The sequence below is a fragment of the Cellulomonas sp. WB94 genome (genome assembly GCF_003115775.1).
Lineage (GTDB): Bacteria > Actinomycetota > Actinomycetes > Actinomycetales > Cellulomonadaceae > Cellulomonas_A.
Genome location: NZ_QEES01000005.1, coordinates 97,931 through 120,805 on the forward strand (window position 1 = coordinate 97,931; position 22,875 = coordinate 120,805).

Annotated in this window: 23 protein-coding genes and 1 pseudogene; 9 read left to right on the forward strand and 15 right to left on the reverse strand. The window is 67.4% G+C overall.

The genetic code is table 11. The features are described from left to right. The first annotated feature begins 147 nt into the window (after nucleotides 1-147). The 7 genes from DDP54_RS15900 to DDP54_RS15930 all read left to right on the forward strand — a co-directional run bounded on the left by DDP54_RS15900 (nucleotide 148) and on the right by DDP54_RS15930 (nucleotide 8,203). Nucleotides 148-1,674 carry a sugar ABC transporter ATP-binding protein gene (locus tag DDP54_RS15900; RefSeq protein ID WP_242448529.1) on the forward strand — a complete coding sequence of 509 codons (1,527 nt, stop codon included), beginning with the start codon at nucleotides 148-150 and terminating at the stop codon, nucleotides 1,672-1,674. After that, nucleotides 1,671-2,714, forward strand: coding sequence for an ABC transporter permease (locus DDP54_RS15905; protein ID WP_109132984.1), 1,044 nt, complete (start codon nucleotides 1,671-1,673; stop codon nucleotides 2,712-2,714). Before DDP54_RS15900 ends, DDP54_RS15905 begins: the two co-directional genes overlap by 4 nt. Beyond that, the gene (locus DDP54_RS15910) at nucleotides 2,711-3,691 is read left to right on the forward strand and encodes an ABC transporter permease (protein WP_109132985.1); all 981 of its coding nucleotides are present in this window, start codon (nucleotides 2,711-2,713) and stop codon (nucleotides 3,689-3,691) included. The genes DDP54_RS15905 and DDP54_RS15910 overlap by 4 nt, the downstream gene beginning before the upstream one ends. 105 nt (nucleotides 3,692-3,796) lie before the next feature. Beyond that, a complete protein-coding gene (locus tag DDP54_RS15915; RefSeq protein WP_109133140.1) occupies nucleotides 3,797-4,864 on the forward strand; it encodes an autoinducer 2 ABC transporter substrate-binding protein in 1,068 nt (355 codons plus the stop codon). Between the two features lie 99 nt (nucleotides 4,865-4,963). Then, nucleotides 4,964-5,929 carry a sugar-binding domain-containing protein gene (locus DDP54_RS15920; protein ID WP_158274554.1) on the forward strand — a complete coding sequence of 322 codons (966 nt, stop codon included), beginning with the start codon at nucleotides 4,964-4,966 and terminating at the stop codon, nucleotides 5,927-5,929. A gap of 52 nt (nucleotides 5,930-5,981) precedes the next feature. Further along, nucleotides 5,982-6,773: a fructose-bisphosphate aldolase gene (locus DDP54_RS15925; protein WP_109132987.1), complete on the forward strand. Its 792-nt coding sequence runs from the start codon at nucleotides 5,982-5,984 to the stop codon at nucleotides 6,771-6,773. A gap of 17 nt (nucleotides 6,774-6,790) precedes the next feature. Continuing rightward, a complete protein-coding gene (locus DDP54_RS15930) occupies nucleotides 6,791-8,203 on the forward strand; it encodes an FGGY-family carbohydrate kinase (RefSeq protein ID WP_146192460.1) in 1,413 nt (470 codons plus the stop codon). A 40-nt stretch (nucleotides 8,204-8,243) separates the two neighbouring features. Here the strand turns inward: DDP54_RS15930 and DDP54_RS15935 are convergent, their stop codons facing one another. After that, a complete protein-coding gene (locus DDP54_RS15935) occupies nucleotides 8,244-9,476 on the reverse strand; it encodes an IS256 family transposase (RefSeq protein ID WP_109130386.1) in 1,233 nt (410 codons plus the stop codon). A gap of 53 nt (nucleotides 9,477-9,529) precedes the next feature. Here DDP54_RS15935 and DDP54_RS15940 point away from each other — a divergent pair, with 53 nt between their 5' ends. Continuing rightward, entirely contained in the window at nucleotides 9,530-9,745 is a 216-nt protein-coding gene (locus DDP54_RS15940; RefSeq protein WP_109132989.1) for a hypothetical protein, read from the forward strand. Between the two features lie 606 nt (nucleotides 9,746-10,351). Here DDP54_RS15940 and DDP54_RS15945 read toward each other — a convergent pair. The 12 genes from DDP54_RS15945 to DDP54_RS16000 form a co-directional block, all read right to left on the reverse strand. Continuing rightward, nucleotides 10,352-11,197, reverse strand: coding sequence for a site-specific integrase (locus DDP54_RS15945; RefSeq protein ID WP_109132990.1), 846 nt, complete (start codon nucleotides 11,195-11,197; stop codon nucleotides 10,352-10,354). A gap of 213 nt (nucleotides 11,198-11,410) precedes the next feature. Further along, on the reverse strand, nucleotides 11,411-12,571 hold the full coding sequence (locus DDP54_RS15950; RefSeq protein WP_109132991.1) for an ATP-binding protein: 1,161 nt from the start codon (nucleotides 12,569-12,571) through the stop codon (nucleotides 11,411-11,413). Continuing rightward, on the reverse strand, nucleotides 12,568-13,326 hold the full coding sequence (locus DDP54_RS15955) for a response regulator transcription factor (protein WP_109132992.1): 759 nt from the start codon (nucleotides 13,324-13,326) through the stop codon (nucleotides 12,568-12,570). The genes DDP54_RS15950 and DDP54_RS15955 overlap by 4 nt, the downstream gene beginning before the upstream one ends. A gap of 102 nt (nucleotides 13,327-13,428) precedes the next feature. Continuing rightward, entirely contained in the window at nucleotides 13,429-14,082 is a 654-nt protein-coding gene (locus DDP54_RS15960; protein ID WP_109133141.1) for a sulfocyanin-like copper-binding protein, read from the reverse strand. After that, nucleotides 14,082-14,354 carry an SHOCT domain-containing protein gene (locus DDP54_RS15965; RefSeq protein ID WP_109132993.1) on the reverse strand — a complete coding sequence of 91 codons (273 nt, stop codon included), beginning with the start codon at nucleotides 14,352-14,354 and terminating at the stop codon, nucleotides 14,082-14,084. The genes DDP54_RS15960 and DDP54_RS15965 overlap by 1 nt, the downstream gene beginning before the upstream one ends. A 247-nt stretch (nucleotides 14,355-14,601) precedes the next feature. Beyond that, nucleotides 14,602-15,804, reverse strand: coding sequence for a cysteine desulfurase family protein (locus tag DDP54_RS15970; protein ID WP_109132994.1), 1,203 nt, complete (start codon nucleotides 15,802-15,804; stop codon nucleotides 14,602-14,604). After that, the gene (locus DDP54_RS15975; protein ID WP_109132995.1) at nucleotides 15,801-16,094 is read right to left on the reverse strand and encodes a sulfurtransferase tusA; all 294 of its coding nucleotides are present in this window, start codon (nucleotides 16,092-16,094) and stop codon (nucleotides 15,801-15,803) included. The genes DDP54_RS15970 and DDP54_RS15975 overlap by 4 nt, the downstream gene beginning before the upstream one ends. Before the next feature lie 19 nt (nucleotides 16,095-16,113). Then, nucleotides 16,114-17,274, reverse strand: a complete 1,161-nt coding sequence (locus DDP54_RS15980; RefSeq protein ID WP_109132996.1) for an FAD/NAD(P)-binding oxidoreductase — start codon at nucleotides 17,272-17,274, stop codon at nucleotides 16,114-16,116. After that, nucleotides 17,274-17,624 carry a DsrE family protein gene (locus DDP54_RS15985; protein WP_109132997.1) on the reverse strand — a complete coding sequence of 117 codons (351 nt, stop codon included), beginning with the start codon at nucleotides 17,622-17,624 and terminating at the stop codon, nucleotides 17,274-17,276. The genes DDP54_RS15980 and DDP54_RS15985 overlap by 1 nt, the downstream gene beginning before the upstream one ends. An 85-nt stretch (nucleotides 17,625-17,709) precedes the next feature. After that, nucleotides 17,710-18,381 carry a metalloregulator ArsR/SmtB family transcription factor gene (locus DDP54_RS15990; protein WP_109132998.1) on the reverse strand — a complete coding sequence of 224 codons (672 nt, stop codon included), beginning with the start codon at nucleotides 18,379-18,381 and terminating at the stop codon, nucleotides 17,710-17,712. 301 nt (nucleotides 18,382-18,682) lie between these two features. After that, nucleotides 18,683-19,321 (reverse strand): DUF3105 domain-containing protein, encoded by a 639-nt coding sequence (locus tag DDP54_RS15995; RefSeq protein WP_242448530.1) that lies wholly within the window; start codon nucleotides 19,319-19,321, stop codon nucleotides 18,683-18,685. A gap of 315 nt (nucleotides 19,322-19,636) precedes the next feature. Beyond that, entirely contained in the window at nucleotides 19,637-21,202 is a 1,566-nt protein-coding gene (locus tag DDP54_RS16000; protein ID WP_242448531.1) for a multicopper oxidase family protein, read from the reverse strand. Between the two features lie 346 nt (nucleotides 21,203-21,548). Between DDP54_RS16000 and DDP54_RS16005 the strand changes: the two genes are divergently transcribed. Then, nucleotides 21,549-21,974 carry a hypothetical protein gene (locus tag DDP54_RS16005; protein ID WP_197711468.1) on the forward strand — a complete coding sequence of 142 codons (426 nt, stop codon included), beginning with the start codon at nucleotides 21,549-21,551 and terminating at the stop codon, nucleotides 21,972-21,974. A gap of 46 nt (nucleotides 21,975-22,020) precedes the next feature. On the opposite strand, the pseudogene DDP54_RS16010 reads toward DDP54_RS16005, so the two are convergent. Together DDP54_RS16010 and DDP54_RS16015 are read right to left on the reverse strand one after the other, a co-directional pair. Beyond that, nucleotides 22,021-22,503: pseudogene (locus DDP54_RS16010) on the reverse strand (ATPase P); the annotation flags it as partial. A 46-nt stretch (nucleotides 22,504-22,549) separates the two neighbouring features. Then, nucleotides 22,550-22,831: a metal-sensitive transcriptional regulator gene (locus DDP54_RS16015; RefSeq protein ID WP_109133000.1), complete on the reverse strand. Its 282-nt coding sequence runs from the start codon at nucleotides 22,829-22,831 to the stop codon at nucleotides 22,550-22,552. Nucleotides 22,832-22,875 lie beyond the last annotated feature (44 nt).

The following is a 22,875-nucleotide window of genomic DNA, read 5'->3' on the forward strand; positions in this document are numbered from 1 at the left end:
GAGCAAATGCTCAGCCTGTGAGCGGATCCTTGCCCACACGACACAGCAGGGGTAGGTTCGGCACGTCGGTCGAGGACGACCGGCCCGCACAACGATGTTCGGGGAATATTCGAGAGGCTGGCCGACACAATGTCGAATGAGCCACATGTGGCAGGCGTGACGTCGGAGTCGACGCCCCGACTGCGGATCTCAGGAATCAGCAAGCACTTTGAAGCGGTGCGTGCACTGAACGACGTGTCGTTCGATTTCGCGGCTGGCGAGATTCACGCCCTCGTTGGCGAGAACGGGGCGGGCAAGTCCACGCTCGTGGGTGTCATCACAGGCCTCCTCACACCCGACGCTGGAGCGGTCGAGCTCGACGGGAAGTCGGTGCGCTTCCGCAACCCGCTGGAGGCTCGGGCGTCGGGTGTGACTGCCGTGTTCCAGGACCCCAATCTCTTCCCGCACCTGTCGGTGGCGGAAAACATCTTCACCGGGAACTATCCGCGTTCGGGTGCCCTCGTCGACCGCAAGGCCATGACGCGCGACGCTCAGGCAAAGCTGTCCGACCTTGGATTCGATCTCGACGTGGACCAGCTGGTAGCAGGGCTGACCGTCGCGGAGACCCAGTTCGTCGAGATCGCTCGGGCCGTTGACACGGGACTCAAGGTCCTGATCCTTGACGAGCCAACCAGCGCGCTGACGCCCAGCGAGGCCGAGAAGCTCTACGCCGTCGCCCGCAGGCTCAAAGCCCTCGGCACTACGGTCGTGTGGATCTCACACCGCATGGAAGAGGTTCGCTTTCTCGCGGACACGATCACTGTCCTACGCGACGGCGGTCACGTGCAGACGTCGCCTGCCTCCGAGCTCGACGACAGCACGATGATCCGCCTCATGGTCGGCCGTTCCGTGGTGCTCGACCGGGTGGCCCGAACGGAGCCCGTCGGCCCGCCGCGGCTTGCCGTCGAGCACCTGAGCCTCGCAGGCGTCTTCGACGACATCAGCTTCCAAGTGGCCGAAGGTGAGATTGTCGGTGTCGCCGGGCTCGTCGGGGCGGGACGTTCCGAGATCGCGCAGGGCATCTTCGGACTCAGCCCGCGGATGACAGGGATCGTGCGGATCGGTGACAAGCAGGTCAAGCCCCGCAGCCCTGCGGAGATGGCCGAGCACGGCGTGGTCTACCTGCCGGAAGACCGGGACGCCGAGGGGATCATCTCGAGCCTGAGCATCGCAGCAAACATCGCCTTGCCAAGCACCCACCGGCTCAGCCGGTTCGGCTTCATGCAGTCCCGCCAGGAGCGCGAGCTCGCGTCACAACAGAGCGCCGCGCTCAGCATCAAGGGCCGCGTGCAGGACCCCGTCAGCTCGCTGTCCGGCGGCAATCGGCAGAAAGTCGCCCTTGCGCGTTGGCTCGCGACCGACCCGCGCGTTCTCTTGCTCGATGAGCCGACTCATGGCATTGACGTCGGGACCAAGGCTCAGGTCCACGACATCATGCGCGCCCTTGCCCGTGAACGCCGCATGGCGATCTTGATGATCTCGTCCGACCTGCCCGAGATTCTGGCGGTCAGCGACCGCGTGCTGGTGATCGCGCGCGGCCGGCTCGCAGCCGACATCCCCATCGCGGAGGCGACCCAGGAACGCATCCTCGCGGCCGCCACCGGCGCGTCAAACAGGAAGGACGCCGTCGCATGACCGCCGATGTCGAGACTGTGTTAGGAAGCTTGAAGGAGCGACTGAACTTGTCCGGGGGCGCCGCCGCACTTCGCATCCGATTCGTGGGCGTGCTCGCGTTCCAAGTTCTCCTCATGGTCCTGTTCACAGCACTCGTTCCCCGCTTCATCGGCTGGGGGAACCTGCAAAGCATCCTTTTCACCGCAGCGATCCTCGCGATGGCCGCGGTGGGCCAGTCGCTGGTCGTCTTGACGGGCAACTTGGACCTGTCCGTCGGATCCATCATGGGACTGACCGCGTACGTCGTGTACGACCTGGCCAACAAGGCGCCCGTGCTCAAGCCGCTGGTTGTCGTCGTTGCGGTCGTCTTCGGGGTCGCCCTCGGCGCGATCAACGGGTACCTGGTGGCAGTCCTCGAGATCCCATCGATCGTCGCGACGCTAGGGACACTGTCGGTCTACCGCGGCTTCGTGTCCTTCTACGCTCACGCCACAGAGGTCACGAGCGGCCAGTTGCCCCAGTGGACGCGACACCTGGCAAGCGCCAACTGGCTCGGAACCTCCTCGTACGTATGGATCGCAGTCGCGCTCGTCGTCCTCGTCGGCTACGCCCTCCGAACGCTGCCCTGGGGTCGCGAGATCTACGCATACGGCTCGAACCCCCGTGCCGCCTATTTCTACGGCCTCAGCTCCTCCCGCATCGTCATCAGCGCCTACATCGGAGCAGGGGTAATCGCTGCATTCGTCGGGCTCCTCCTCGGGGCCCAGGTAGGCAACATCAACTCACTGCTCGCCTACGGCATCGAGATGCAGGTCCTCGCCGCGGTCGTCATCGGAGGCGTCAGCATCTGGGGCGGTTCCGGCAGCGTGTATGGCGCCGCGGTTGGCGCGATCGTCCTTGCGACTATCAACAACGGGCTCGTTCTCCTGGGCGTCCAGGAGTTCTACCGACTGCTGTTTCAGGGCGTTGCGATCATCGCAGCGGTCGCAGTCGATGCCGTTGTCCAGAGACGAATCCAGAGTGCGACCAACAGACGCAAGATCATGGAGGTGGCAGCATGACCAAGTTTCTTCGCAACTACACCTCCGAACTCATCCTCGTGGCGCTCATCGTTCTCGCCGCCATTTGGTCGAGTACCCTGTCGCCGTATTTCCTCGACACCATCAATCTCCTCAATTCGGCGCAATTCTTTGTGATCTTCGCCTTGATGGCCTTCGGGTTGTTCCCCATCATCGTCCAAGGGGAGATAGACATCTCACTGGCATCGACCTTGGCCGTCGGGAGCGTCACCTTCGGCCTGTTGTCGGTCCACGGACTTCCGCTCCTCGTCGCGTTGCCCATCGTCTTGGCGGTCACCGCCGCCCTCGGGGCAATCAACGGGGTGCTGGTCGCCTACGCCGGTCTACCCTCTCTCGCAGTGACGCTCGGAACGCTCGGCGCGTACCGCGGGCTCGCTTATCTGCTCGCCGGAGATGCCGGCGTCACCGGCATCTCACCGGACTACCTCCTGCTCGGGAGCTCCTGGATCGGCATCGTGCCGTCGTCCGTAGTGCTGGCGCTGGTCATTGCGGTAGTGCTCGCGGTCGTCATGGGAACCACATCCTTCGGTCGGTACAGCTACGCGCTCGGGAGCAGCCCGGCCGCATCTCGGATGGCAGCTGTGCCGGTCAACCGCACCCGCGTGGTGGCCTACGCGCTCGCCGGCGGACTGTCGGGCCTCGCTGGCTTGGTGTGGGTGAGCCAGTACCAGTCAGCACGCGGAGACAACGCGGACGGCTCAATCCTGTTCGTCCTGACCGCGGTGGTACTCGGCGGAGTGTCGCTCAAAGGTGGACGCGGGAGGGCGATCGGAGTGCTCCTGTCGGTGTTGCTCCTCGGCACCATCCAGACCGGAATGAAGCTCGCCAATGTTCCGGGGACCAGCCAGACACTGGTCATCGGTGCGCTCCTGATCGGGAGCATCGGTCTACCGCGCGCGGTCCAGCTGATCCGCCAGCGGTTCGGGTCAGCACACCTGGCCGCAACCGTTCGCAGCTAGAGCGCCAGAGACGCACGCCTGGGCGAACCCGCATCTGGGTGAGGCACCGGGCGCGAAACGACGAAGCTGCATCCGCAGCTCGACGACACAAGAGAGGTGAACCTGATGAGTCGAATTCAGCGATCCCGGCGAATCGCCGGCGTCACGGCGGCGTTCGCAACCGCCATCGTCCTCCTGACCGCCTGCTCGACGCAGGCGCCCGGAACGACGACCGGCAACGCGACGGCCGCGGCCGGTGGGTCGTCGGCGGGCACGACCAAGATCTTCATGGCTCCGAAATTCACAGGCCTCGCCTACTTCGAAGTTGCCCGCAAGGGCGGCGAGCAGGCGGCGAAGGACCTGGGCATCAACTTCCAGTACATCGGGTCGGACAAGGCAGAAGCGAGTGAACAGATCGCTACACTCACCAACGCGATTCCTCAGCACCCGAACGCGCTAGTCGTCAGCGCCATCGATGGCGATGCCGTCGCACCGGCACTCAAGCAGGCGCGCGCTGCTGGTATCAAGGTCGTGACGTACGACGCAGATGCCGCCGTTGCCGCGCGGGACATCTTCGTCAACCAGCTCACGTACGAGCTGGCCGCAAAGACGATGCTCGATGCCGCGCTGCTCAACTCTCCAAGCGGAGGCCTGGTGGCGTTCATCTCGGCTTCTCCCTCTGCCCCTAACCACGCGGCTCACGTCAAGTTCATGAAGCAGTTCATGGACACGGACCCGAAGTACAAGTCGCTGACCTACGTGGACACGGTCCAGTTCGCTGGCGACGACGCGACCAAGAGCCAGGAGATCGCCCGGAACTTGATGCAGGCTCACCCCGACCTCAAGGTGATCATCTCGTCCTCGGCAGTCTCAGCCCCCGCCGCGGAGCAGGCCATCATTGACGCAGGCAAGGGTGGTCAGGTCTTCGCGACCGGCGTTGCGCTGCCTAGCTCGGTCCGCGACTTCATCAAGGGCGGCAATTCGAAGGCGTTCATGATGTGGGACCCTGCCGAGCTCGGTTACATCGCGACCGTCGCGGCGAATGAACTTGTCACCGGCAAGATCACCGGCAAGGAGGGCGACATCGTCGACGCAGGCACAGCCGGGAAGTATACGGTGGGCAAGGACGGCGAGGTCGACTACAACAAGCCCCTCATCTTCACGGCAGACAACATCGACAAGTACCAGTTCTGAGGCTTCTCCTCCTGGTCGATCTCCCAGCGTGCGAAGCGCGCCTGGAGGTCGGCCGGGAGGACCATGCAGGCGACGAGACCCGGTTTGGAGGAATTGATGGTGAGCAACGCCCCGCTCAGCATGTCGGGGGCCGAACAGGACCGGCAGGCGATCCTGGTGCGCGCGGCGTGGCTCTATTACAAGGACCATCTCACCCAGGCCGAAATCGCTGAGCGGCTGTTTGTTTCCCGCGCGACCGTCGGACGTTTGCTCGACGCTGCGCGCGACCAGGGCATCGTTCGTTTCGAGATCAGCGCAGACCACCTCGCGGCCTTCGAGCTGAGTGTCCAGATCCGTGATCGCTATGGGCTGACCGACGCAATCGTGGTTCCGCGCGGCGCTAGCACCGAGACCTCTCGACGAACCAACGAACGAGTCGCCGCAGCGGCGGCTGAGTACATCAAACGATTCCTCAAGCCAGGTGCCGTGATCGGTGTCGGCTGGGGCGACACGGTCACCCGGGTCTTGCTCGGGCTCTCCCGCGACTCACTCGAGGGAGTCACGATCGCGACGGTCGCTGGCGGAATCAACGTCTACACACGCCAGGTCAGCGCCTTGAGCACCAACGGCGTCAACGAGCACCTGCGACTCATCCCCGCGCCACTGATCGCGTCCTCGGCGAGCATCGCAATCGCCCTGCGTCAGGATGCCTCCGTCACGAGCGTTCTCGAACTCGCTGAGGGCGCCGTCGCGACACTCACCGGGATTGGGTCCAGCAAGGCCGCAGCCAGCTCGGTCCGCTCCGGTCTGTTCAACCAAGACCAGGTTGACGAGTTCCGTGCTTTGGGCGCGGTCGGCGACATGCTCGGGGAGTGGTTCGATTCCGCCGGGACCGCGCTCGTCGGCGCGGCGTCGGATCGAAAGATTGGCATGAGCATCAACCAGTTGCGGGAGATGCCCAACGTCATTGGCGTCGCTGGCGGCCTGGACAAGCTCGCGGCCATCGCCGGCGCTCTCAGGGGCGGCTATCTGGACGTGCTTGTCACGGACGAGGCCGTCGCCGAGTTGCTTCTCGGCGGCGGCTGAACACCCCTGACCCTGCCGTCAGCCCACACGAAGAAACCTTCTGGAGGATCACATGTCCGGTGCCGCGGTTCGTCTCGGCCGGTTACTCAACAAGGAGTCACGACGCTCGTTCATGGTTGCCTTCGACCGGACGCTCGCGATGGGTCCCGAGCCATACGCCGAGGACAGCGGAGCAACGATCACCGCCATCGCGGCCAACGGCGCCGACGCCATCCTGCTCAGCCCCGGGCTGGTCAAGCAGCACGGCCACCTGCTCGCGTACCGAAATGCGCCTGCCATCGTCTGCCGCATCGACTTCCCCTTCCTTGGACCCGCGGACCGCGGAACCGGGGAGGCGTTCCGCCTCATCGCGTCCGTCGAAGAGGCGGCTGCATTGGGAGCCGACGCCGTCGTGATGTTCCACACTCTCGGGTACCGGGAGAAGGGCCCGTGGGCTGACAACCTCGCGTCGATCGGCAAGGTTGCCCAGGAGGCGCGTCGCGTCGGCCTTCCGCTTATCGTGGAGGCGGTGCCGTGGGGCGCTGAGGCAGAAGACCCGCGCGAACCTCGCCTGGTCGCGGAGGCCGCCAGGATCGCCGCTGAACTTGGTGCGGACGCGGTCAAGACCGAGTACGTGGGGTCAATCGATGACATGCGCATGGTCGTCGACAGCTGCCCCGTACCCGTCTTCGTTCTCGGCGGACCACGTGTGGGCGTGCCTGAATTGCTCAGATACACGGCCGACTCGCTCGAGGCAGGCGCGTCGGGGGTGATCTACGGCCGCAACGTTTGGCAGCGCGAGGACTGTGCTGCGGTCTCGGCCGCGCTCGCCGGCGTCGTTCATGGTCCCAGGGGCGACGCGTAGTGGGACATCCTTTTCTCGTGGGCCTTGACGTAGGCGGCTCGTACGTCAAGGCAACCGCGTTCGACCTCGACGGCAGTGTCGCGGTCACGCGCGGCAAAGCCGTTCCAGTACTCCATCCGGCGCCCGGCCACAATGAGCGCGATGCTCGAGTCATCTGGCACGCGGTCGCCGAGGTAGTGCACCAGGTCATGGACGCTCTACCTGCGGACAGGCGCGTCGAAGCCGTCGGTATCACAGGTCACGGCAACGGTCTCTACCTCGTCGACCACAAGGGGCGACCGACTCGAAATGCCGTGATGGCGTCGGACACGCGTGCAGCGGACCAGGTTCGGAGATGGATCGACAGGGGCGTCCAGGACCGGCTCGCGCCGCTGACGTGGAACCGACTGTGGCCAGGTCAGCCCGGTCCCGTGCTCGCCTGGCTGCGCGAGAACGAGCCCGACGCCGTCACGGATGCGTCTTACGCGCTGCAGTGCAAAGACTTCGTCCGTGCGCAACTCGTCGGGCAGATCTCCACGGAACTGACAGACCTGAGCTGCAGCGGCCTGTACGACAACTCACGCGACGAGCTGAGCGCGGAAGTGTTCAAGGCGCTCGACATCCCCGACCTGAAGCACCTCGTCCCAGCACCTGTGTCCTCGGCAGACGTCGTCGGGCACGTCACTCGAGAGGCCGCCGAGCTTACGGGGATTCCCTACGGGACGCCGGTCGTTGCAGGCGTGGTGGACAACGTCGCGCTGCACTTCGGTTCAGACGTGTTGGACGGCTCGGCCATCTGCGTCGCTGCCGGCACGTGGAGTGTGAACCAGTTGCTCGTCTCCCGCGAGGAGATGTTGCGCAGGTCGTGGAGTGGCCCTGATGTTCCGTTCGCTGCTTGCTCGAACGTGCTGCCGGGTACTGCGCTACTGATCGAAGCGAGCCCGACGTCCGCGAGCACGCTTGCCTGGGCGCTTGAGCAGGTTCTCAGAGGTGTGGGGCACGAGGCCGAGGCGGCGGGGACCGACGTCTTCGAGTTCGCTCTGCGTCGCGTCGCAGCGCTCCCGCCGCAACGCGACGAACCCCTGTTCGTCCCTTACCTCGATGGGAGCAGGGACAACCCCGCGGCGCGCGGCGGCTGGGTCAACGTCTCGTCGTGGAATGACGAGGGCGCGCTGCTCGGCGCCGTCGTCGAGGGCGTCTGCATGGAGCACCGCCGACACATCGAGCGGTTGTCGCCCACGTCAGCGGGACTGCCCCTACGCCTCTCCGGAGGCGCAGCCAAGAGCGCGACCTGGGCGCAGCGATTCGCAGACGTGACGGCTCGGGCAGTCGAGGTCTCCGGGTCCCAAGAACTTGGCGTGGTCGGAGCCGCCGCCGTCGCAGGAGTAGGCGTGGGTGTACTGAAGGACTTTGCGTCGGCGGTGGCCCCTCTTCTGGTGACGTCCCGCTGAGTGGTGGAGTTTCTCGACACCGTGCGGGTCAGTGCTCAGATCATGCCGTGAGGAGTTCGGTGTGGTCCACCTCCTGGGTCGTCAGGGTCATGGTGGCGAGTTGGGCCATGGAGTTCTCGGATAGGTAGCGGCGGTCGGTGGCGGCCCATTCGTCGTGGGCCTCGACCAGGACGGCGCCGGCCAGGCGCAGCAGGGCGGCGGGGTTGGGGAAGACCCCCACGACGTCGGTGCGGCGTTTGACCTCCTTGTTCAGTCGTTCCAGGGGGTTGGTCGACCAGATCTTCTTCCAGTGGCTGGCGGGGAACGCGGTGAAGGCGAGCAGGTCCTCGCGGGCGTCGGTGAGCATGTGCCCGACCTTCGGGTGGGAGCGGGTCAGCATGGTCGCGATGACTTCGAACTGCTCGGCGACGTGGGCGGCGTCGGGTTGGGCGAAGATCGTGCGGATCGCGGCGGCGACCATCTCGGCGTTCGTCTTGGACACCGCGTCGAGGACGTTGCGGGTGAAGTGGACCCGGCAGCGTTGCCAGGACGAGCCGAGCAGGACCGAGGCGATCGCGGTCTTCAGGCCCTCGTGGGCGTCGGAGATGACCAGCGCCACACCGCCCAGCCCGCGGGCCTTGAGCGAGCGCAGGAAGCTGGTCCAGAAGGCGCCGTTCTCGGAGTCTCCGACGTCGAAGCCGAGGACCTCACGGTGCCCGTCGGCGCGGACCCCGGTGGCGATGACCACGGCCTGGGACACCACCCGGCGCCCGACCCTGGCCTTGCAGTACGTCGCGTCCAGGAACACGTAGGGGAACCCCGCGTCGGCCAGGGACCGGTCACGGAACGCCGAGACCTCCTCGTCCAGGCCCGCGCAGATCCGGGAGACCTCACTCTTGGAGATCCCGGTGTCGGCCCCCAGGGCCCTGACCAGGTCGTCGACCTTCCTGGTGCTGACCCCGTGCAGGTAGGCCTCCATCACGACCGCGAACAGTGCCTGGTCGACCCGGCGGCGCCGCTCGAGCAAGGACGGGAAGAACGACCCGGTGCGCAGCTTGGGGATCCGCAGGTCCAGGTCCCCGGCCGTGGTCGTCAACACCCGGTCCCGCGACCCGTTGCGCAACGCCGTGCGGGCCTGCGTGCGCTGCCAGGGGCCGGCGCCGATCACCGCGGTCGCCTCGGCGTCGATCAGCTCTTGATACAGGTGCTCGGTCGCGGTCCGGATCCGGTCGCTGACGTCGGTGTCCTTCAATGCGGCGAGCAGGTCGAGCAGGGCAGACTGGTCCATAGCCATCGTGCGATGTCCTTCCGTGAGTTCCCTAGTCCGGTCTCACCGACCATCGCACGATGGCCTTCTCCGTCGTGGTCACCACGACGAAGAAGATCGAGAACTACACCACCTCACGGGACGCCACCCCTCTTCTCGAACCCGGACGGGTTGTCTTCACGCCTGATGCTGACTCGGTAGACCACTACGAGGTGCGGTACGCGCGATACGTCGCAACAGCGGACTGGATGGAACAGATGCCCGCTGCACAGGAGTCCAAGCAAGACACCCGCTAAGACGCGACTGCTTGAAGACGCGAGAACGCACGCCTGACCACGGAAGGCACCGATTTCGATGTCGGTCGATGTCTCAGGACCTGTCTGCGCTCGGTGCCGTCCCATGAGGCGGTGTAGTTCCCGCTCTTGTTCGTAGCCGACGCGGTAGCGACCCGAGCCCAGTCGCTCGACACCGCCGAAGCCGGAGCGTCTGCGCATGCCCCACCTCCGCCCAGCGTCGTGGAATAACGTGGAATAGGACGCCATACGCGTCGTTCATCACCATGCCACAAGGTTCCAGGCGTATCACCAGTTCAGAGGCATAATCCGGGAACGCGAAGGCGCCCGGTTCAGCACCCCCACGGCACGGAAAGACGGTTCGAATCCCACTCGGGGCACCATTCAACTGCTCTGACCTGCAGGTTTGCTGTGGCTGATGAGCCAACCAGCGTCGGAAACTCGACCCGGTCACCGCTTACTCACCGAAAACCATCCCGGCTGACCACGGATGCTCGGGCGGTGTGGGCGCCCGGCGAGGCGAAGTCCGGGCACTGTGGCACCGCCGCCGCGCGGCGAGGCTGCCTCGCACCGAGCTTGGGGACTGGGATCACACGCAGCAGAGCGTGGTCATCCGTGCGTCGTGCCCTGCGGGCCGAGCCTGTCCAAGACGCGCGTGAAGTCCGGGGCCTCGAGGTTCTTCACGACGTAGTAGTTCTCGGTGATGGCCTCGGAGGCGTGGCCGAGCTGCGCGGCTGCGCCCTTGGAGGTGAACTCGCGCTCGATGATCGTGGCGACCGTCTTGCGGAAGGCGTGGGGCGTGACCCAGTCCAGGCCCGCCTCGTCTCGAATGGCCCGCCACTGTCGGCGCACGTTGTGGGCCGAGACCCAGGTCCCGTTGCGCGTCGCAAACACCGCATCGAGGCCGTTCGCCGGAGCCTTCGCTCGCCGGCGGCGCAGAACGTCGACGGCGAAGCCGGGCAGGAACAGTGTCCGCAGGCCGGCCGCCGATTTCGTAGAGTCCTGGCGGACGATGCCCGCGTCCTTGAGCTGCACCAACGTTCCCGTCACCGTGAGTGTCGGCCGTGGACCGTCCAGGTCCACGTCGCACCATCGGATCGCCAGGACCTCGTTGATCCGCAGACCCGTCCCCAGGGCGACGTCGATAATGTCGGCCAGATCGCCGTTCGGCCGCGGGCCGAGCGGCCGGCGGCCATCGGCGCCTTCTCCCGCCCTCCAGGCGCGGACTGCCACCCGTACCGCTTCGAGCTCGGCCTGGTCGAGCGCGCGGATGGTCCTCTTCGTCGTGCGCAGGCGGCCGACATTGCGGACCGGGTTGATCGCGATCGCGTCGTGGCGAACCGCCAACCCCATGATCTGACCGAGCACCTGCTTGACGGACTGTGCCTGTGCAGGGCTCCTAGCGGCGTAGGCCTTGAGGAAGCGGTCCGTCACCGACACCGACAGCTCCCGCACACGCAGCTCCCCTCAACGCCGGGACGATCGAGTGGTTGATGATGCCGCGGTAGCGGTCAAGGGTCTGCGGCTTGACGCGCATCTCACCTCGAGCTCCGCGGGGGCACCCACCGTCGATCACCGTGGAATCCCGGTCGCGTCGTGGCGAGCCTGCGCCACGGTCAGACTGGCCGCCATGCGGGTGGCTGCCCTCGCTGGCCTGAGGTCTCGCCGTCAGGGAGGAGTTGCCCGTCGGTGCTCGCGATACCGGCCCGTTGAGTGCGTGGGGAAGTGGATCCGGAAGGTAGCGCCAGTTCCTGGGCCCTTGCTCGAGGCGGTCAGGGTTCCACCATGGGCTTGGACAATCGCACGCGCGATGGTCAGGCCGATGCCGCTGCCCGCCGTGGTGCGAGTTCGGGACGTGTCGGCACGGTAGAACCTCTCGAAGAGCCGTTCGGCGTTCGAAGGGTCGAAGCCTTCGCCCGTGTCGATGACCTTCAGCGTGGCGCCGGTGGGCTCTGCGTCGACGACCACGCGCACCGTGCCACCGGCGGGTGTGTGGCGCAGGGCGTTATCGAGCAGGTTCGCGAGGGTTTCTGCGAGGCGTTGGCGGTCGACCAGGACGATCGGCGCTCTTCCGGCGACCTTGATGTCCAGCCGCCTTCCAGCGGCGGTGTAGCGGGCGCGGGCCGCTGCTACTGCTTCTGTAGCGAGCGCCGCGAGGTCGACGGGTTGGGGGTGCAGGTCGAGCTGGCGTTCTTCGGCTCGTGAGACGGCGCCCATGTCGGCCACGAGGTGCTGGAGTCGTAGCGTCTGCTCTCTCAACGTGGCCATCGTGGCATCGTCGGCGGGCAAGACGCCGTCCACGACGGCCTCGACTGTCGCGTCGAGCGATGCCAGTGGCGTGCGCAGCTCGTGGGCGAGGTCACCGATCAGGCGACGGCGCGTGGTCTCGGTCTCGGCCAGGCGGGCGGCCATCGCGTTGAAGGAGTCGGCGAGCTGGGTGAACTCAGGGCCGATCGCTGGCGCCTCGACACGGGCATCCAAGTTTCCTCGGGCGATCCGGTCGGCTGCCACCGCGACGGCGGCCACAGATCCTGCCAGGCGTCGAGCCACGATCCACGTGACCACGGCCGCGGTCAGAGTGGCGACCGGCATGGCGACGCCCAGCGAGACGAAGACGGCATTGGCGAACGCCTCGTTGACGTGGGTCTGCACGCCCGGTTCGATCCCGGATCCCATGGCCATCCGCAGGTGCGACTGAAAGATCGCAGGCGCGATGACCAGTGCGACGCCGAGGAGGGTCGCGCCGCCAGAGAGCACGACGAGCGCGAGGGACGCCGCGAGGCGCCACACGAAGCCGAGGGGGGCGCGCCTGCGACGTGGGGTCTTCATCCGAGTCCGATCCGGTAGCCGACGCCGCGCACCGTGCGGACGTACCGAGGTGCGGCGACGTCGTCGCCCAGCTTGTGGCGGACGTGTCCGAGGTGGATGTCCACGATTCGATCCTCGCCGAACCAGTTCGGTCCCCAGACCCGCTCGATCAGTCGGGCTCGACTGAACGCCATGCCGGGACGGGAGGACAGGGCCTCCAAGAGATCGAACTCGATGGGCGTCAGAGCAACCAGCTGGTCGCCAAGCCACACCTCGCGGGCCTCGGGGTCGATCGCCAGGTCTCCGAATCGGCGCAGCGGTTCAGCGTCTGCGGGCGCGGCTGTCCCTGCGACGGCGGTCGCGGTCCGGGGCCGGCGCATCATCGAGCGGATCCTGGCGACGAGCACCCGCGCGGAGAAGGGTTTGGACATGTAGTCGTCGGCCCCGACTGACAGCCCGACAAGGGTGTCGATCTCCTCGGTGCGCGCGGTGAGCATGATGACGTACGCGTCACTGAACGTGCGCAGCTGACGGCAGACCTCGATCCCGTCGATCCCCGGCATCATCCAGTCGAGCACGACGACGTCCGGCGTGAACTCGCGCGCGAGGCGGAGCGCTTCATTCCCCTCGGCGGCGGTGGCGACGTCGAAGCCTTCGCGCTCGAGATACGCAGCCACTACGCGGACCAACGCAGGCTCGTCATCGACCACCAGCGCCCTGACGCGCGGCACCGGCGAGGGGCCCGCGTCAGACGTGGACCCCTCACGTGTCGCCATGCTCGAAGCCTCTCCCGCATCGTCGAATCTCTAGCCGCGAGTGCAGCGCTCCCCGGGACCCTCGCCTTGCCCTACCTGGCTCAACAGCACTGGGCGACGACGTCAGGAGACGGTCAGCTCGGTAGACATCCCTGCGCCGTAGTGACCTGGAAGGTTGCAGACCAGTTCATAGCGCCCGGGCGCCAGAGTGAGCGTGACCCAACCTGAGGAACCCGGCCGGATACCGTCGCCAGCACCTGCGGCACCGCTCGCGGAAGCCTCTCCGAGGCTGGCCTCCTCGTCTATCTTGGAGTCGGCACCGATCGGGCGCGTGCCCGCCCTCTGGTTGTCACCCAGCGGGAGGATGACCAGCTCGTGCTCGATGTTGCCGAAGTTCGTGGCCACGAAGGACACGCTCCCCGCGGGCACGGTTATTCGGTCAACGCTCAGCCGCATGACACCGCCGCCCATGTGGTTGCGGCCGCCCATCATGGGGCCGCCCATCATGGGGCCGCCCATCGTGGGGCCGCCCATCATGGGTCCCCCCATGCTGGTCAGGGATACATTCACGACAGCTCCTGGCAGATCCGGAACTGCCTGAGATGTGCCGGAGAGGAAACCGGAACCGGCAGCGCCGAGCCGGGTCCTGGTGGTGGCCGCGGCGCCAGGACCGAAGGCACCGGCCCACGCCGAGGCCGCCAGCACGGAGCCGAGCAAGACCGCGACCGCGACGGTCAGTGCCGCGATCAGCCAGCCCCGCCTGACCGTCGTCGCCATCATCGGCTACCACGGGCGGCGATCAGCGCCGCGCGCTGCGCCTGGTAGGTCGCGAGGTCGATCTCACCGGCGGCGAACCTACGGTCGAGAATGTCCAGCGGCGAGTCCTTGCCCGACACCTCGTGCGGCGGTGTCGTCGTCGCACCCGAGTGCGAGCTCGACGGGAGCAGCCGGACCAGCAGCCAGATGATCGCTGCGATCAAGATGATCCAGAACAGCCCCATGAAGATCCACGCGCCGCCACCCATGCCGCCTCCATACCAACCCATCATGTCCGTCTCCTTCGCTCGTGTACGTGACTTCGGTATGCCACCAGCGTCTCGCCTCGATACGAGGAAGCCCCCGAGGAACGATGAAGTTCCCGCAAAGATCGGGCGGCACTCGGGCGCCATCGTGCCGATGTCAACGCGCTCGCCGAACTACGTGAGCGCTGAGTCAGTGCGGGTGGCGGTGCCGCGCGTCGGGGTAGTGCTCGTGCGGGTGCTCGGCGTCGTGGGTGTGCCGGCATCACGCGCCGCCTCAGTTCTCCTGGACTGCTCGGGCGAGCGCGTCCGCCGACGCGGTCACGTCACTCTCCGTCGTCCACCTGCCCAGCGTGAGCCGCAGGGCGGAGAGCCCGCGCTCGCGACTCATGCCCATCGCGCTGAGCACCGGGGACGGCTCGTAGTCCCCCGAGTGGCACGCTGACCCGGTCGATGCGGCCACCGCAGTGCACGACTCGAGGACGACGTGGCCCTCGACGCCGTGGATGCTGACATTGAGGGTCTGCGGCAGTCGCGGTGCCCGTGCGCCGTTCAGCTCGACCTGACCCGGGAGGCGCATCTCCAGCTCGTGCTCGAGCTGGTCTCGCAGCGCCTCAAGACGGATGGGCGAGCCTGCTGCCAGCTCGGCACGAGCCAGGTCGGCCGCGGTGCCGAGCGCGACGGCGCCGGCGACGTTCTCAGTCCCGGCCCGTCGGCCGCTCTCCTGCCCGCCGCCACCGACGAGAGGCTCGAGGTCGACGCCGGACCGCACGTACAGGGCAGCGATGCCCTTGGGCGCGTACATCTTGTGCCCGACGACCGTCAGCAGGTCGACGCCGAGCAGCGCGACATCGACGGGGATCTTGCCCACGCTCTGAGCGGCGTCGGTGTGGAACATCGCACCGTGATCATGCGCGACTCGTGCGAGCTCGGCGATGGGCTGGATGACACCGGTCTCGTTGTTGGCATGCATGACGGAGACCAGGACGGTCTCCGGACGCATCGCGGCCGCGAGCTCGGCCGGGTCGACCAGGCCGTCGTGATCGACGCCGATCACCGTGATCTCGGCACCGTGGTGGCGTTCTGCATAGCCGCACGCGGACAGCACCGCCGGATGCTCCGTCGACTGGGTGATGACGTGCGGGCGGGTGACCCCGGACCGGCGGGCAGCGGCCACCGTGCCCCGGATGGCCGTGGCGTCTGCCTCGGACCCGCTGCCCATGGGCACCACCTCGTCGGCACGCGCGTCGATGAGCGCGGCGATCCGCGCCCGTGCCGTGTCGAGAGCCGCGTGCGGCACCCGGCCGTAGCCGTGGGCGCTCGAGGGGTTGCCGAAATGCGTCGTCAGGTACGGCAGCATCGCCTCGACCACACGGGGGTCCACCGGGGTCGTGGCGTTGTGGTCCAGGTAGATCGGGCCCCCGCGCAGGCCCTCCGGCAGCTGCGGCGCAGTGGTCGCCCGGCTGGGCGATGCGGTCATCGGACGACCTTCCATGGTGCGTCGGTGCGGGTGGGAAGTGGGGTTGCGGTGATCTGGACTGCATACGTCGGCCTGCCTGGACCCGGCACGGCTCCGAGGTAGGTATGTCCGGTCAGCCGGCACCAGGCGGGCAGGTCGATCGGTGCCACAGGGTCCGTCGTCGTCAGGTGGATGACGGCCTCGTCCGGGAGTCCAGCAGCAAAGTCACGCAACAGCAAGAGCAGCCGTGCGCACCCGAGGGCTCCGCCGTCGAGCTGGTGCACGCCCTGCTCGCCGGGCGTGCTGCTCATGTCGTCCCCGGGCACGCGGTCACAGCCATCGGCGCATCACCTCCTGCTCGAAGGCGACCTTGCCCAGGTGCCACCGGCGGGCCGGCGGGCGGACCCGGATCGAGGGAGACGGTTCGGCGTAGAAGTCGCCCGACCCGTACCCGGCGCGTCCGTCGCCGACCTCGATGAAGCACCCGCCGCGCGCGTCGAACCGTGCTGTGGACGGCCTGCCCGTGATGCTCGAGACGATCGCGTCGGCAACCACTTTGCCCTGGCTGTGCGCGAAGATGCCCGCCCGCGGCAGCGGCTTGCCGATGCCCAAGAGCATCTGCACGTTGTCTCCGATGGCGTAGACGTTCTCATACCCGGTCCACAGCGTCTCGCGATCGACCTCGATCCACCCGCCCGGGCCGGCGAGAGCCGAGCGCGCGATCACGGCCGGTGCAGCGATCGGAGGCATGTACGCCAGCAGGTCGAACGCCTCTGTCTGGCCGTCATAGAACACCGCCTGACCAGTGTCGGCCGACGCGATCTGGTGGTTGGGCCGGTACGAGATCCCCCTGGCTGCCAAGAGACCCTTGACCGCTTCGGCGACGTTCGCTCCAGCGACACCCATCGGCATCGGTTCCGCCGCGTGCACCGCGACCTCGACGCGGTCCCGGACGCCGCGGCTGCGCAGATGCGCGTCGATGAGGAAGGCAGCCTCGTACGGAGCCGCCGGGCAGCGATAGACGGGACCCGCGGTCACCACCAGGATCCGACCGTGGTCGATCGCGTCGAGCTCGATCCCGAGCCTGCGCGCGCCTGGCAGCGTGGCAAACGTCTCCCCCGCCTCGACCATGCCAGGAATGATCTGCGGCACCTGCTCGGCTCCAAGTGCAATCACCAGATGGTCCGCCGTCAGCTCGCGCCCGTCGACAGTGGCGGTGCGAGAACGGGGCTCAATCGACTCGATGTCGCCGATGACGACCTCGATGCCGCGCCGCGTCAGCCCCTGCAGCGGGCGGGTGACCTGCCGTGGGGTGCGCTTACCAGTCATGACCCACAGGTAGGACGCAGCGAAGCTGAAGGTCGGGTCACGATCGACCAGCACGACACGGTGGCGACGATCCAGCTTGCGTCGCAGCCGGTTCGCCGTGACAACCCCGCCGATGCCACCGCCCAGCACCAGGATCGTCTGCCCAGTCGGTGCGCCGGCCATCAGAACACCAGCACCTTGTCTGCCGCCAGGGTCAGGGTCGCGAGATCCTCCATCGTGGACCGGCTGGCGTGCTCCATCAGCAGGTCCTCGCTGATGCCGCGGGCATCCATGCAGGTACCGCAGCACAGGATCTGCCCGCCGTTGCGCGGCACGATCGAGATCATGCGGTCGAGCCTGTAGTAGCCGTCCGGAGTCTTCTGGTTCTTCATCGCGACGGTGACGCCGTCGCCCATCAGGAAGACCCGCACCGTCACCTCATCGCGCTTGGCCAACGCCGCAGCCAGGCGCACCGCGTTGTAGGTGACGTCGGCACCGTAGGCCGCACCATTGATGATCATCAGAACGTTCACAGGTCTCTCCTGGTGGTGGGGTGGGCAACTGTGGAATCTGTGGGGTGGGAACCTCGGCGTCGGCGACCGGCACACGGCAGCGCGGTCACGAAGCCGCGCCGATCTCGATGGGCTGGCCCGCCCGTCGCCACTCGTCGACACCGGCGTCCAGGCGTTGCGCCGGGACGCCGACGGCACGCAGCCGGCGAACCGCAGCTGCGGACAGCACGCAGTACGGACCACGGCAGCACGCGACGACCGTCGACCCTTCCGGAAGCTCGGAGATCCGTCCGGCGAGGTCTGCCAGCGGCATGCTCAACGCACCGGCGATGTGCCCCGCCGCATACTCCTCCGGCGGACGCACGTCGACCACGACGACGTCACCGTGCGTGCGGCGCTCGAGCAGCTGGGCGATGTCGAGGGGCTCCACGCCGTCGACCTCGCCGAAGAAGGCCTCCGCGAGGTATCGCACCTCGGCGATACGCGACTCGGCGACCTGCCGCAACGACCGGTAGGCATCAAGGACGGTGGGGTCGGCCACCCGATACACCACGCGCTGCGCGTCACGCGAGGAGGTCACCAACCCCGCGTTCCGCAGAACCTGCAGGTGGCGAGACGTGTTCGCGACCGTCATCGACGTCTGCGCGGCGATCGACTCCACCGAGCGCGGTCCCTGCGCGAGCAGATCGACGACCTCGAGCCGCTTCGGGCTGGCGAACGCTGACGCCACGCGCGCGAACTGCTCGAACACCGCGTCCTTGAACTCCCTGCCCTCCACGCCACCACCCGATCTCGTATTCAATGGATCAATAGACTATACGAATCGAGCGGATTCGGTAGGACGCCTCGACCGGTCGACACGGCTAGGGGTGCCGCCGAACAGGGGCGGCCAGGGTGGAGTGCACCGGCCCGAATTCGGTCACCAGGTGGAACAGGTTGTGCGCCAGGTGCGCCGCAACGTCCAGCGCGGAGCCGAACAGGACGGGGCGCAGGCGACCCTGCGCTGGTCGACACCGGCACCATCCAGGTGCCACGTAATGGCTCTGACGGACGAGCACGCCGACTGCTGCCCTGCAGCGTCAGCTGGCGCCGACACCACCGGAGCACGCCGCGCCGGGCTCCGGCGTCTGGGGGCCATTCGCGTACTTCGCGACGAACGCCGGCAGCCGAGGATCGGATGCGCTGCTCATGGTCAGCTGCAAGCCCCACGCGCTCGCCACCACCGGTGAGCTCAGCCCCGGGAACGGACTGAGCAGGCCGTACGAGTTCTTGCCGACGACGCCGGCAAGGATCGCCACCTGGTCCGCGGGCAGGTCGGGGCTGTACGTCACCCAGACCGCGCCATGCTCGAGGGAGTGCACGGCCTGCTCGTTCTTCACCGGCGTCGTGTAGACGCCGCAGTTCGTCAGGGTCTCCGCGTGGTCGCCGCCCACGGGCGGCGTCTGGGGGTAGGTCACGGCCCCCACCACGTGGTCGCGCGCCAGGTTCGGGTACTCGGTCACGCCCGCGATGGGCGCGCTCGCGGCTGCAGCGAGCTCTGAGTTGCGTGCCTGCTGCCGGACGAGCACGGCCGCCGTGACACCGCCCAGCACCAGGACGAGGACGACCACTACGGCCGTGACTAGCGCCGTCCTGCGTCGTTCCTGACGCTTCTGCTCGGTGCGCATGGCGTTCACCAGGACTGCACGATCAGTTGCCTGCTTCGCGCGCTTGCTCACGTGACTCCTCAGATTTCGGACGGTGCGCCTCAGCGACCGCACACGAGACGACCTATCAAGGCGAGACTCGCTTCGCCCCTGCCCGGCGCCGACACACGCGTAGGCACCGACCACACTCCACCCCCAGTGTGAAGTCTCGAGCCGGAGCCGATGAAGATCCGATCAAGACCCCGTGAGCTCGGTCGCGACGGAGTCGGCCGACGCGCCTGGATCGATGACTCACGCTTGGAGGCCTGACGACCATCGCGTCCATTGACTGTGTCGAGCACGAGTCGTTGTAGCGGAGCGTTGTCGTCCCGAGCGGCGCTGTAGGGCTCATGCGACGTACGACAGGACGGTCATCATGCCGAGCTCGGCGTGGTAGGTGTTGTGGCAGTGCAGGGCCCACTGACCCGGGTTGTCGGCCTGCAGGTCGACGGCGACCGTTCCCATCGGCAGCACGTTGATGGTGTCCTTGCGGATCCCCGGGCGACCGTTCGCGCCCACGAGTGCGAACGTGTGCCCGTGGAGGTGCATGGGGTGGAACATCATGGAGGCGTTGGTCATGACCAGCCGGACGCGCTCGTCGGCACGGACCTGCAGAGCATCGTGGTCGCCGAATGGCGCGCCGTTGATGAACCACTGCCGCCCGCCGTCGACCATCTGCAGGTTGAGCTCGAGCTCGCTGTCGGGTGCCCGTGACTCGAGCGCCGCTGCCGCTGTCGGGGTGAGGTCGGCGTAGGCGAGGAGGCGACCCTCGAGCTCGGCCGGCCGGGCGTCTGCGGGCGGTGTGGGACCGGACGCGGTTCGCAGGACGGCCGCTGCTGGTGCAGCGGCTTTGCCCTCCGGCACCGCCACGATGGGGAAGGCTCCGTCGCCGGCCGTGATCACGACGTCGTAGCGCTCGCCCATGCCGAGGATCAGCGTGTCGACCTCGAGGGGGTCCACGGGGAAGCCATCGGTGTGGGTCACGGTCAGGCGGTGACCTCCGACGGCGAACCGGTAGGCGGTGTCGCTGCCGGCGTTGATGATCCGCAGCCGGATCCGCCGACCCGGTGAGGCGCTGATGACGAAGGGATCTTGCGGGGGTCTGCCGTTGATGAGATGGACCGGATAGGCGACGTCGCCGGTGTCCGCACCGAGTGGCCGATCTGCCGACGGCATGCTGTCCGACATGGACATCGAGCCCGTGTCCGACCCACCCATCGCCATGCCGTCCATCGCCATACCCGCCATCGACGAGCCCGACATCGTCATGCCGTCTCGCTTCATCCGCGCGAGGATCTGGTCCGGGGAGTCGCCCCAGCCGTCGGTCCAGTCGTCCAGCACCAGGACGACCTCCTCGTCGTAGCGTCCCGGCTCGTTGGGATCCTCGACGATGAGGGGGGCCTGGAGTCCGGTGTCGAGCTGGACCCCGACATGGGGGTGGAACCAGTAGGTCCCTGGGTGGGGAGCCACGAACGTGTAGTCGAAGGTGTCGCCGGCCGCGACCGCGTCCTGGGTGATCCCCGGGACGCCGTCCATGTCGTTGCGCAGAGAAATCCCGTGCCAGTGGACGCTGGTGGGCGCCGGCAGACCGTTGCTCAGACGGATCCGGAGTTCGTCCCCAGCCTGCACCCGCAATTCCGGGCCTGGCACTGTGCCGTCGAAGGCCCACGTCTGCACCGTCCTGCCCGCGAGGTCGATCGTGGTCGGAGCAGCCCGAAGCTCACGCCGAACGATGTTCCCCGTCGAGTGCCGAGCAGCCTCGGTCGCGGCAACGATCGCGTCGGCTGGGCCGACAGGTCTCGACGCACCGAGGAGTCGCACCCCGGCGAACGCACCAGCTCCCACGACGACGACGCCCGCGGCTCCGAGCTGCAGGAATCGGCGGCGATCGAGCCCCCTGGCCGAGCGGATCACAGACGGTCGGGACGTCGAGGCCAAGTCGGACTCCAAAGAACGGAAGGAACGCATCGGAACGCAGCACGGGCCGTGGGCTGGCGCTGTGCGGCTCCGTGAAACCTACGCAGCCGGGACTAAGGTCCTACGAAGCATCCATGAAGATTCGCTGAAGGCTCCGACCCTGAGTCGGAGCCGGCCCCGACTGGCGCGGCGCCGACGCGGGCGAGCGCACCCGTGCCCCAACCGGCGCTGTCGCGACACGCCCGAGACCGGCGCAAGAGCATGCCGGCAGGCACTGAGCTACTTCGCCGAATCTTCATCCGTTCTCAAGCGGATGGGCACGATCCTGCAGCAACCATCGAATGTGAGAACAGACGACACGGTGACACCCCCGGCCCAGGGCGCCTCGTTGGCTGACGAAGGACACCCCGAAGGCGACCAGCCCCCACGGCGCCGCACGGCATGGACCTTCTTCACAGGAGCCGTCGGCGGTGTCGTCGGGCTGGCCCCTCACGTCCTGCACCACATCGGACCGCTCATCGGCACCGCACTGGTCGCCGGTGCTGGAGGCACGGCGCTGTTCGGCGCCCTGGGTCTCCTCGCGTCCGTGCCGATGCTCATCAAGCTCAGACGAAGATTCTCCAACTGGTGGGCCCCGGCGATCGCCCTGGGCGTCTTCACGGCGATGTTCCTGATCTCCGCCTTCCTCATCGGCCCCCTCATCAGCTCGCCTGCAGGATCCGGCCCGGACGTCTCTCCGGTCGACCACGTCTCGCATCACGCGCCGTGAGGATTGCCTGCGGCAGAGCCGGACACCACCGTTCGACATTTGACGGAACCGGAATCTTCGCACCAGGCCGCGCCAGCAGGAGGTCCCCCACCTGCACGTCAGCCGTCGGGACCTCGACGGGCTCGTCGCCGTGCAGGACGAGGGCCGTCGGCGGGGCGAGCTCGAGCAACGTCCGCACCGCGTCGTTGGCCCCACCGCGGGCGCGCATCTCGAACCAGTGCCCGAGCAGCACGAATGCGGTCAGCACTGTCGCCGCCTCGTAGAAGACCTCGCCACCGCCCGTGAGCGTCACGCCCAGGCTGTAGACCCACCCGGCGCCCACGCCGACGGCGACGGCGACAGCGACGGCGACGAGCACCATCATGTCGAGCGTCCGTGCGCGCAGCGCCCGGTAGGCACCCTCGAAGAAGATCCACGCCGAGTAGAAGGTCACCGGCAGCGACAACACCAGCGCGAACACGTCGTCGCGCAGACCGAACGGCGCGGCCACTTTGAACCCGAGCACCTTCCGGCCGATCGGCGACTACAGGTCACCAACTCGACACTGCCGTGCGAGTCCAGGATCCCGTCCGAGCTCAGCTGCGGACAAGTCGTGTGATCGCGTCGGTGGCTTCCTTGAGCTTGGCGTCTCGCGCTGCTTGGTCGAGCTCGCCGTCAGCGGCAAAGCAGTGGTTCATGTGGTCAGCGAGCAGCTCCAGGGCCACGGACTGCAGGGCCCTGGAGGCCGCTGCGATCTGGGTGAGGACGTCAATGCAGTACTGGTCGTCCTCGACCATCCGTGCGATCCCTCTGACCTGACCCTCGATGCGGTGCAGTCGGTTGAGGTGTGCGCCCTTGGTCGCGCTGTACCCGGCCATCTCCTTCTCCTGTCGCGTGATGGTGGGTGATGGCCGGGCCGGCG

Bases quoted from the DNA above. Each gene is read 5' to 3' on its own strand.
- DDP54_RS15950 (WP_109132991.1), bottom strand. From the start codon at position 12,571: ATGAAGACCCCACGTCGCAGGCGCGCCCCCCTCGGCTTCGTGTGGCGC.
- DDP54_RS15960 (WP_109133141.1), bottom strand. From the start codon at position 14,082: ATGGCGACGACGGTCAGGCGGGGCTGGCTGATCGCGGCACTGACCGTC.
- DDP54_RS15975 (WP_109132995.1), bottom strand. From the start codon at position 16,094: ATGAGCAGCACGCCCGGCGAGCAGGGCGTGCACCAGCTCGACGGCGGA.
- DDP54_RS15970 (WP_109132994.1), bottom strand. From the start codon at position 15,804: ATGACCGCATCGCCCAGCCGGGCGACCACTGCGCCGCAGCTGCCGGAG.
- DDP54_RS15915 (WP_109133140.1), top strand. From the start codon at position 3,797: ATGAGTCGAATTCAGCGATCCCGGCGAATCGCCGGCGTCACGGCGGCG.
- DDP54_RS16015 (WP_109133000.1), bottom strand. From the start codon at position 22,831: ATGGCCGGGTACAGCGCGACCAAGGGCGCACACCTCAACCGACTGCAC.
- DDP54_RS15925 (WP_109132987.1), top strand. From the start codon at position 5,982: ATGTCCGGTGCCGCGGTTCGTCTCGGCCGGTTACTCAACAAGGAGTCA.
- DDP54_RS15965 (WP_109132993.1), bottom strand. From the start codon at position 14,354: ATGATGGGTTGGTATGGAGGCGGCATGGGTGGCGGCGCGTGGATCTTC.
- DDP54_RS15935 (WP_109130386.1), bottom strand. From the start codon at position 9,476: ATGGCTATGGACCAGTCTGCCCTGCTCGACCTGCTCGCCGCATTGAAG.
- DDP54_RS15940 (WP_109132989.1), top strand. From the start codon at position 9,530: ATGGCCTTCTCCGTCGTGGTCACCACGACGAAGAAGATCGAGAACTAC.
- DDP54_RS15955 (WP_109132992.1), bottom strand. From the start codon at position 13,326: ATGGCGACACGTGAGGGGTCCACGTCTGACGCGGGCCCCTCGCCGGTG.
- DDP54_RS15905 (WP_109132984.1), top strand. From the start codon at position 1,671: ATGACCGCCGATGTCGAGACTGTGTTAGGAAGCTTGAAGGAGCGACTG.
- DDP54_RS15910 (WP_109132985.1), top strand. From the start codon at position 2,711: ATGACCAAGTTTCTTCGCAACTACACCTCCGAACTCATCCTCGTGGCG.
- DDP54_RS15980 (WP_109132996.1), bottom strand. From the start codon at position 17,274: ATGGCCGGCGCACCGACTGGGCAGACGATCCTGGTGCTGGGCGGTGGC.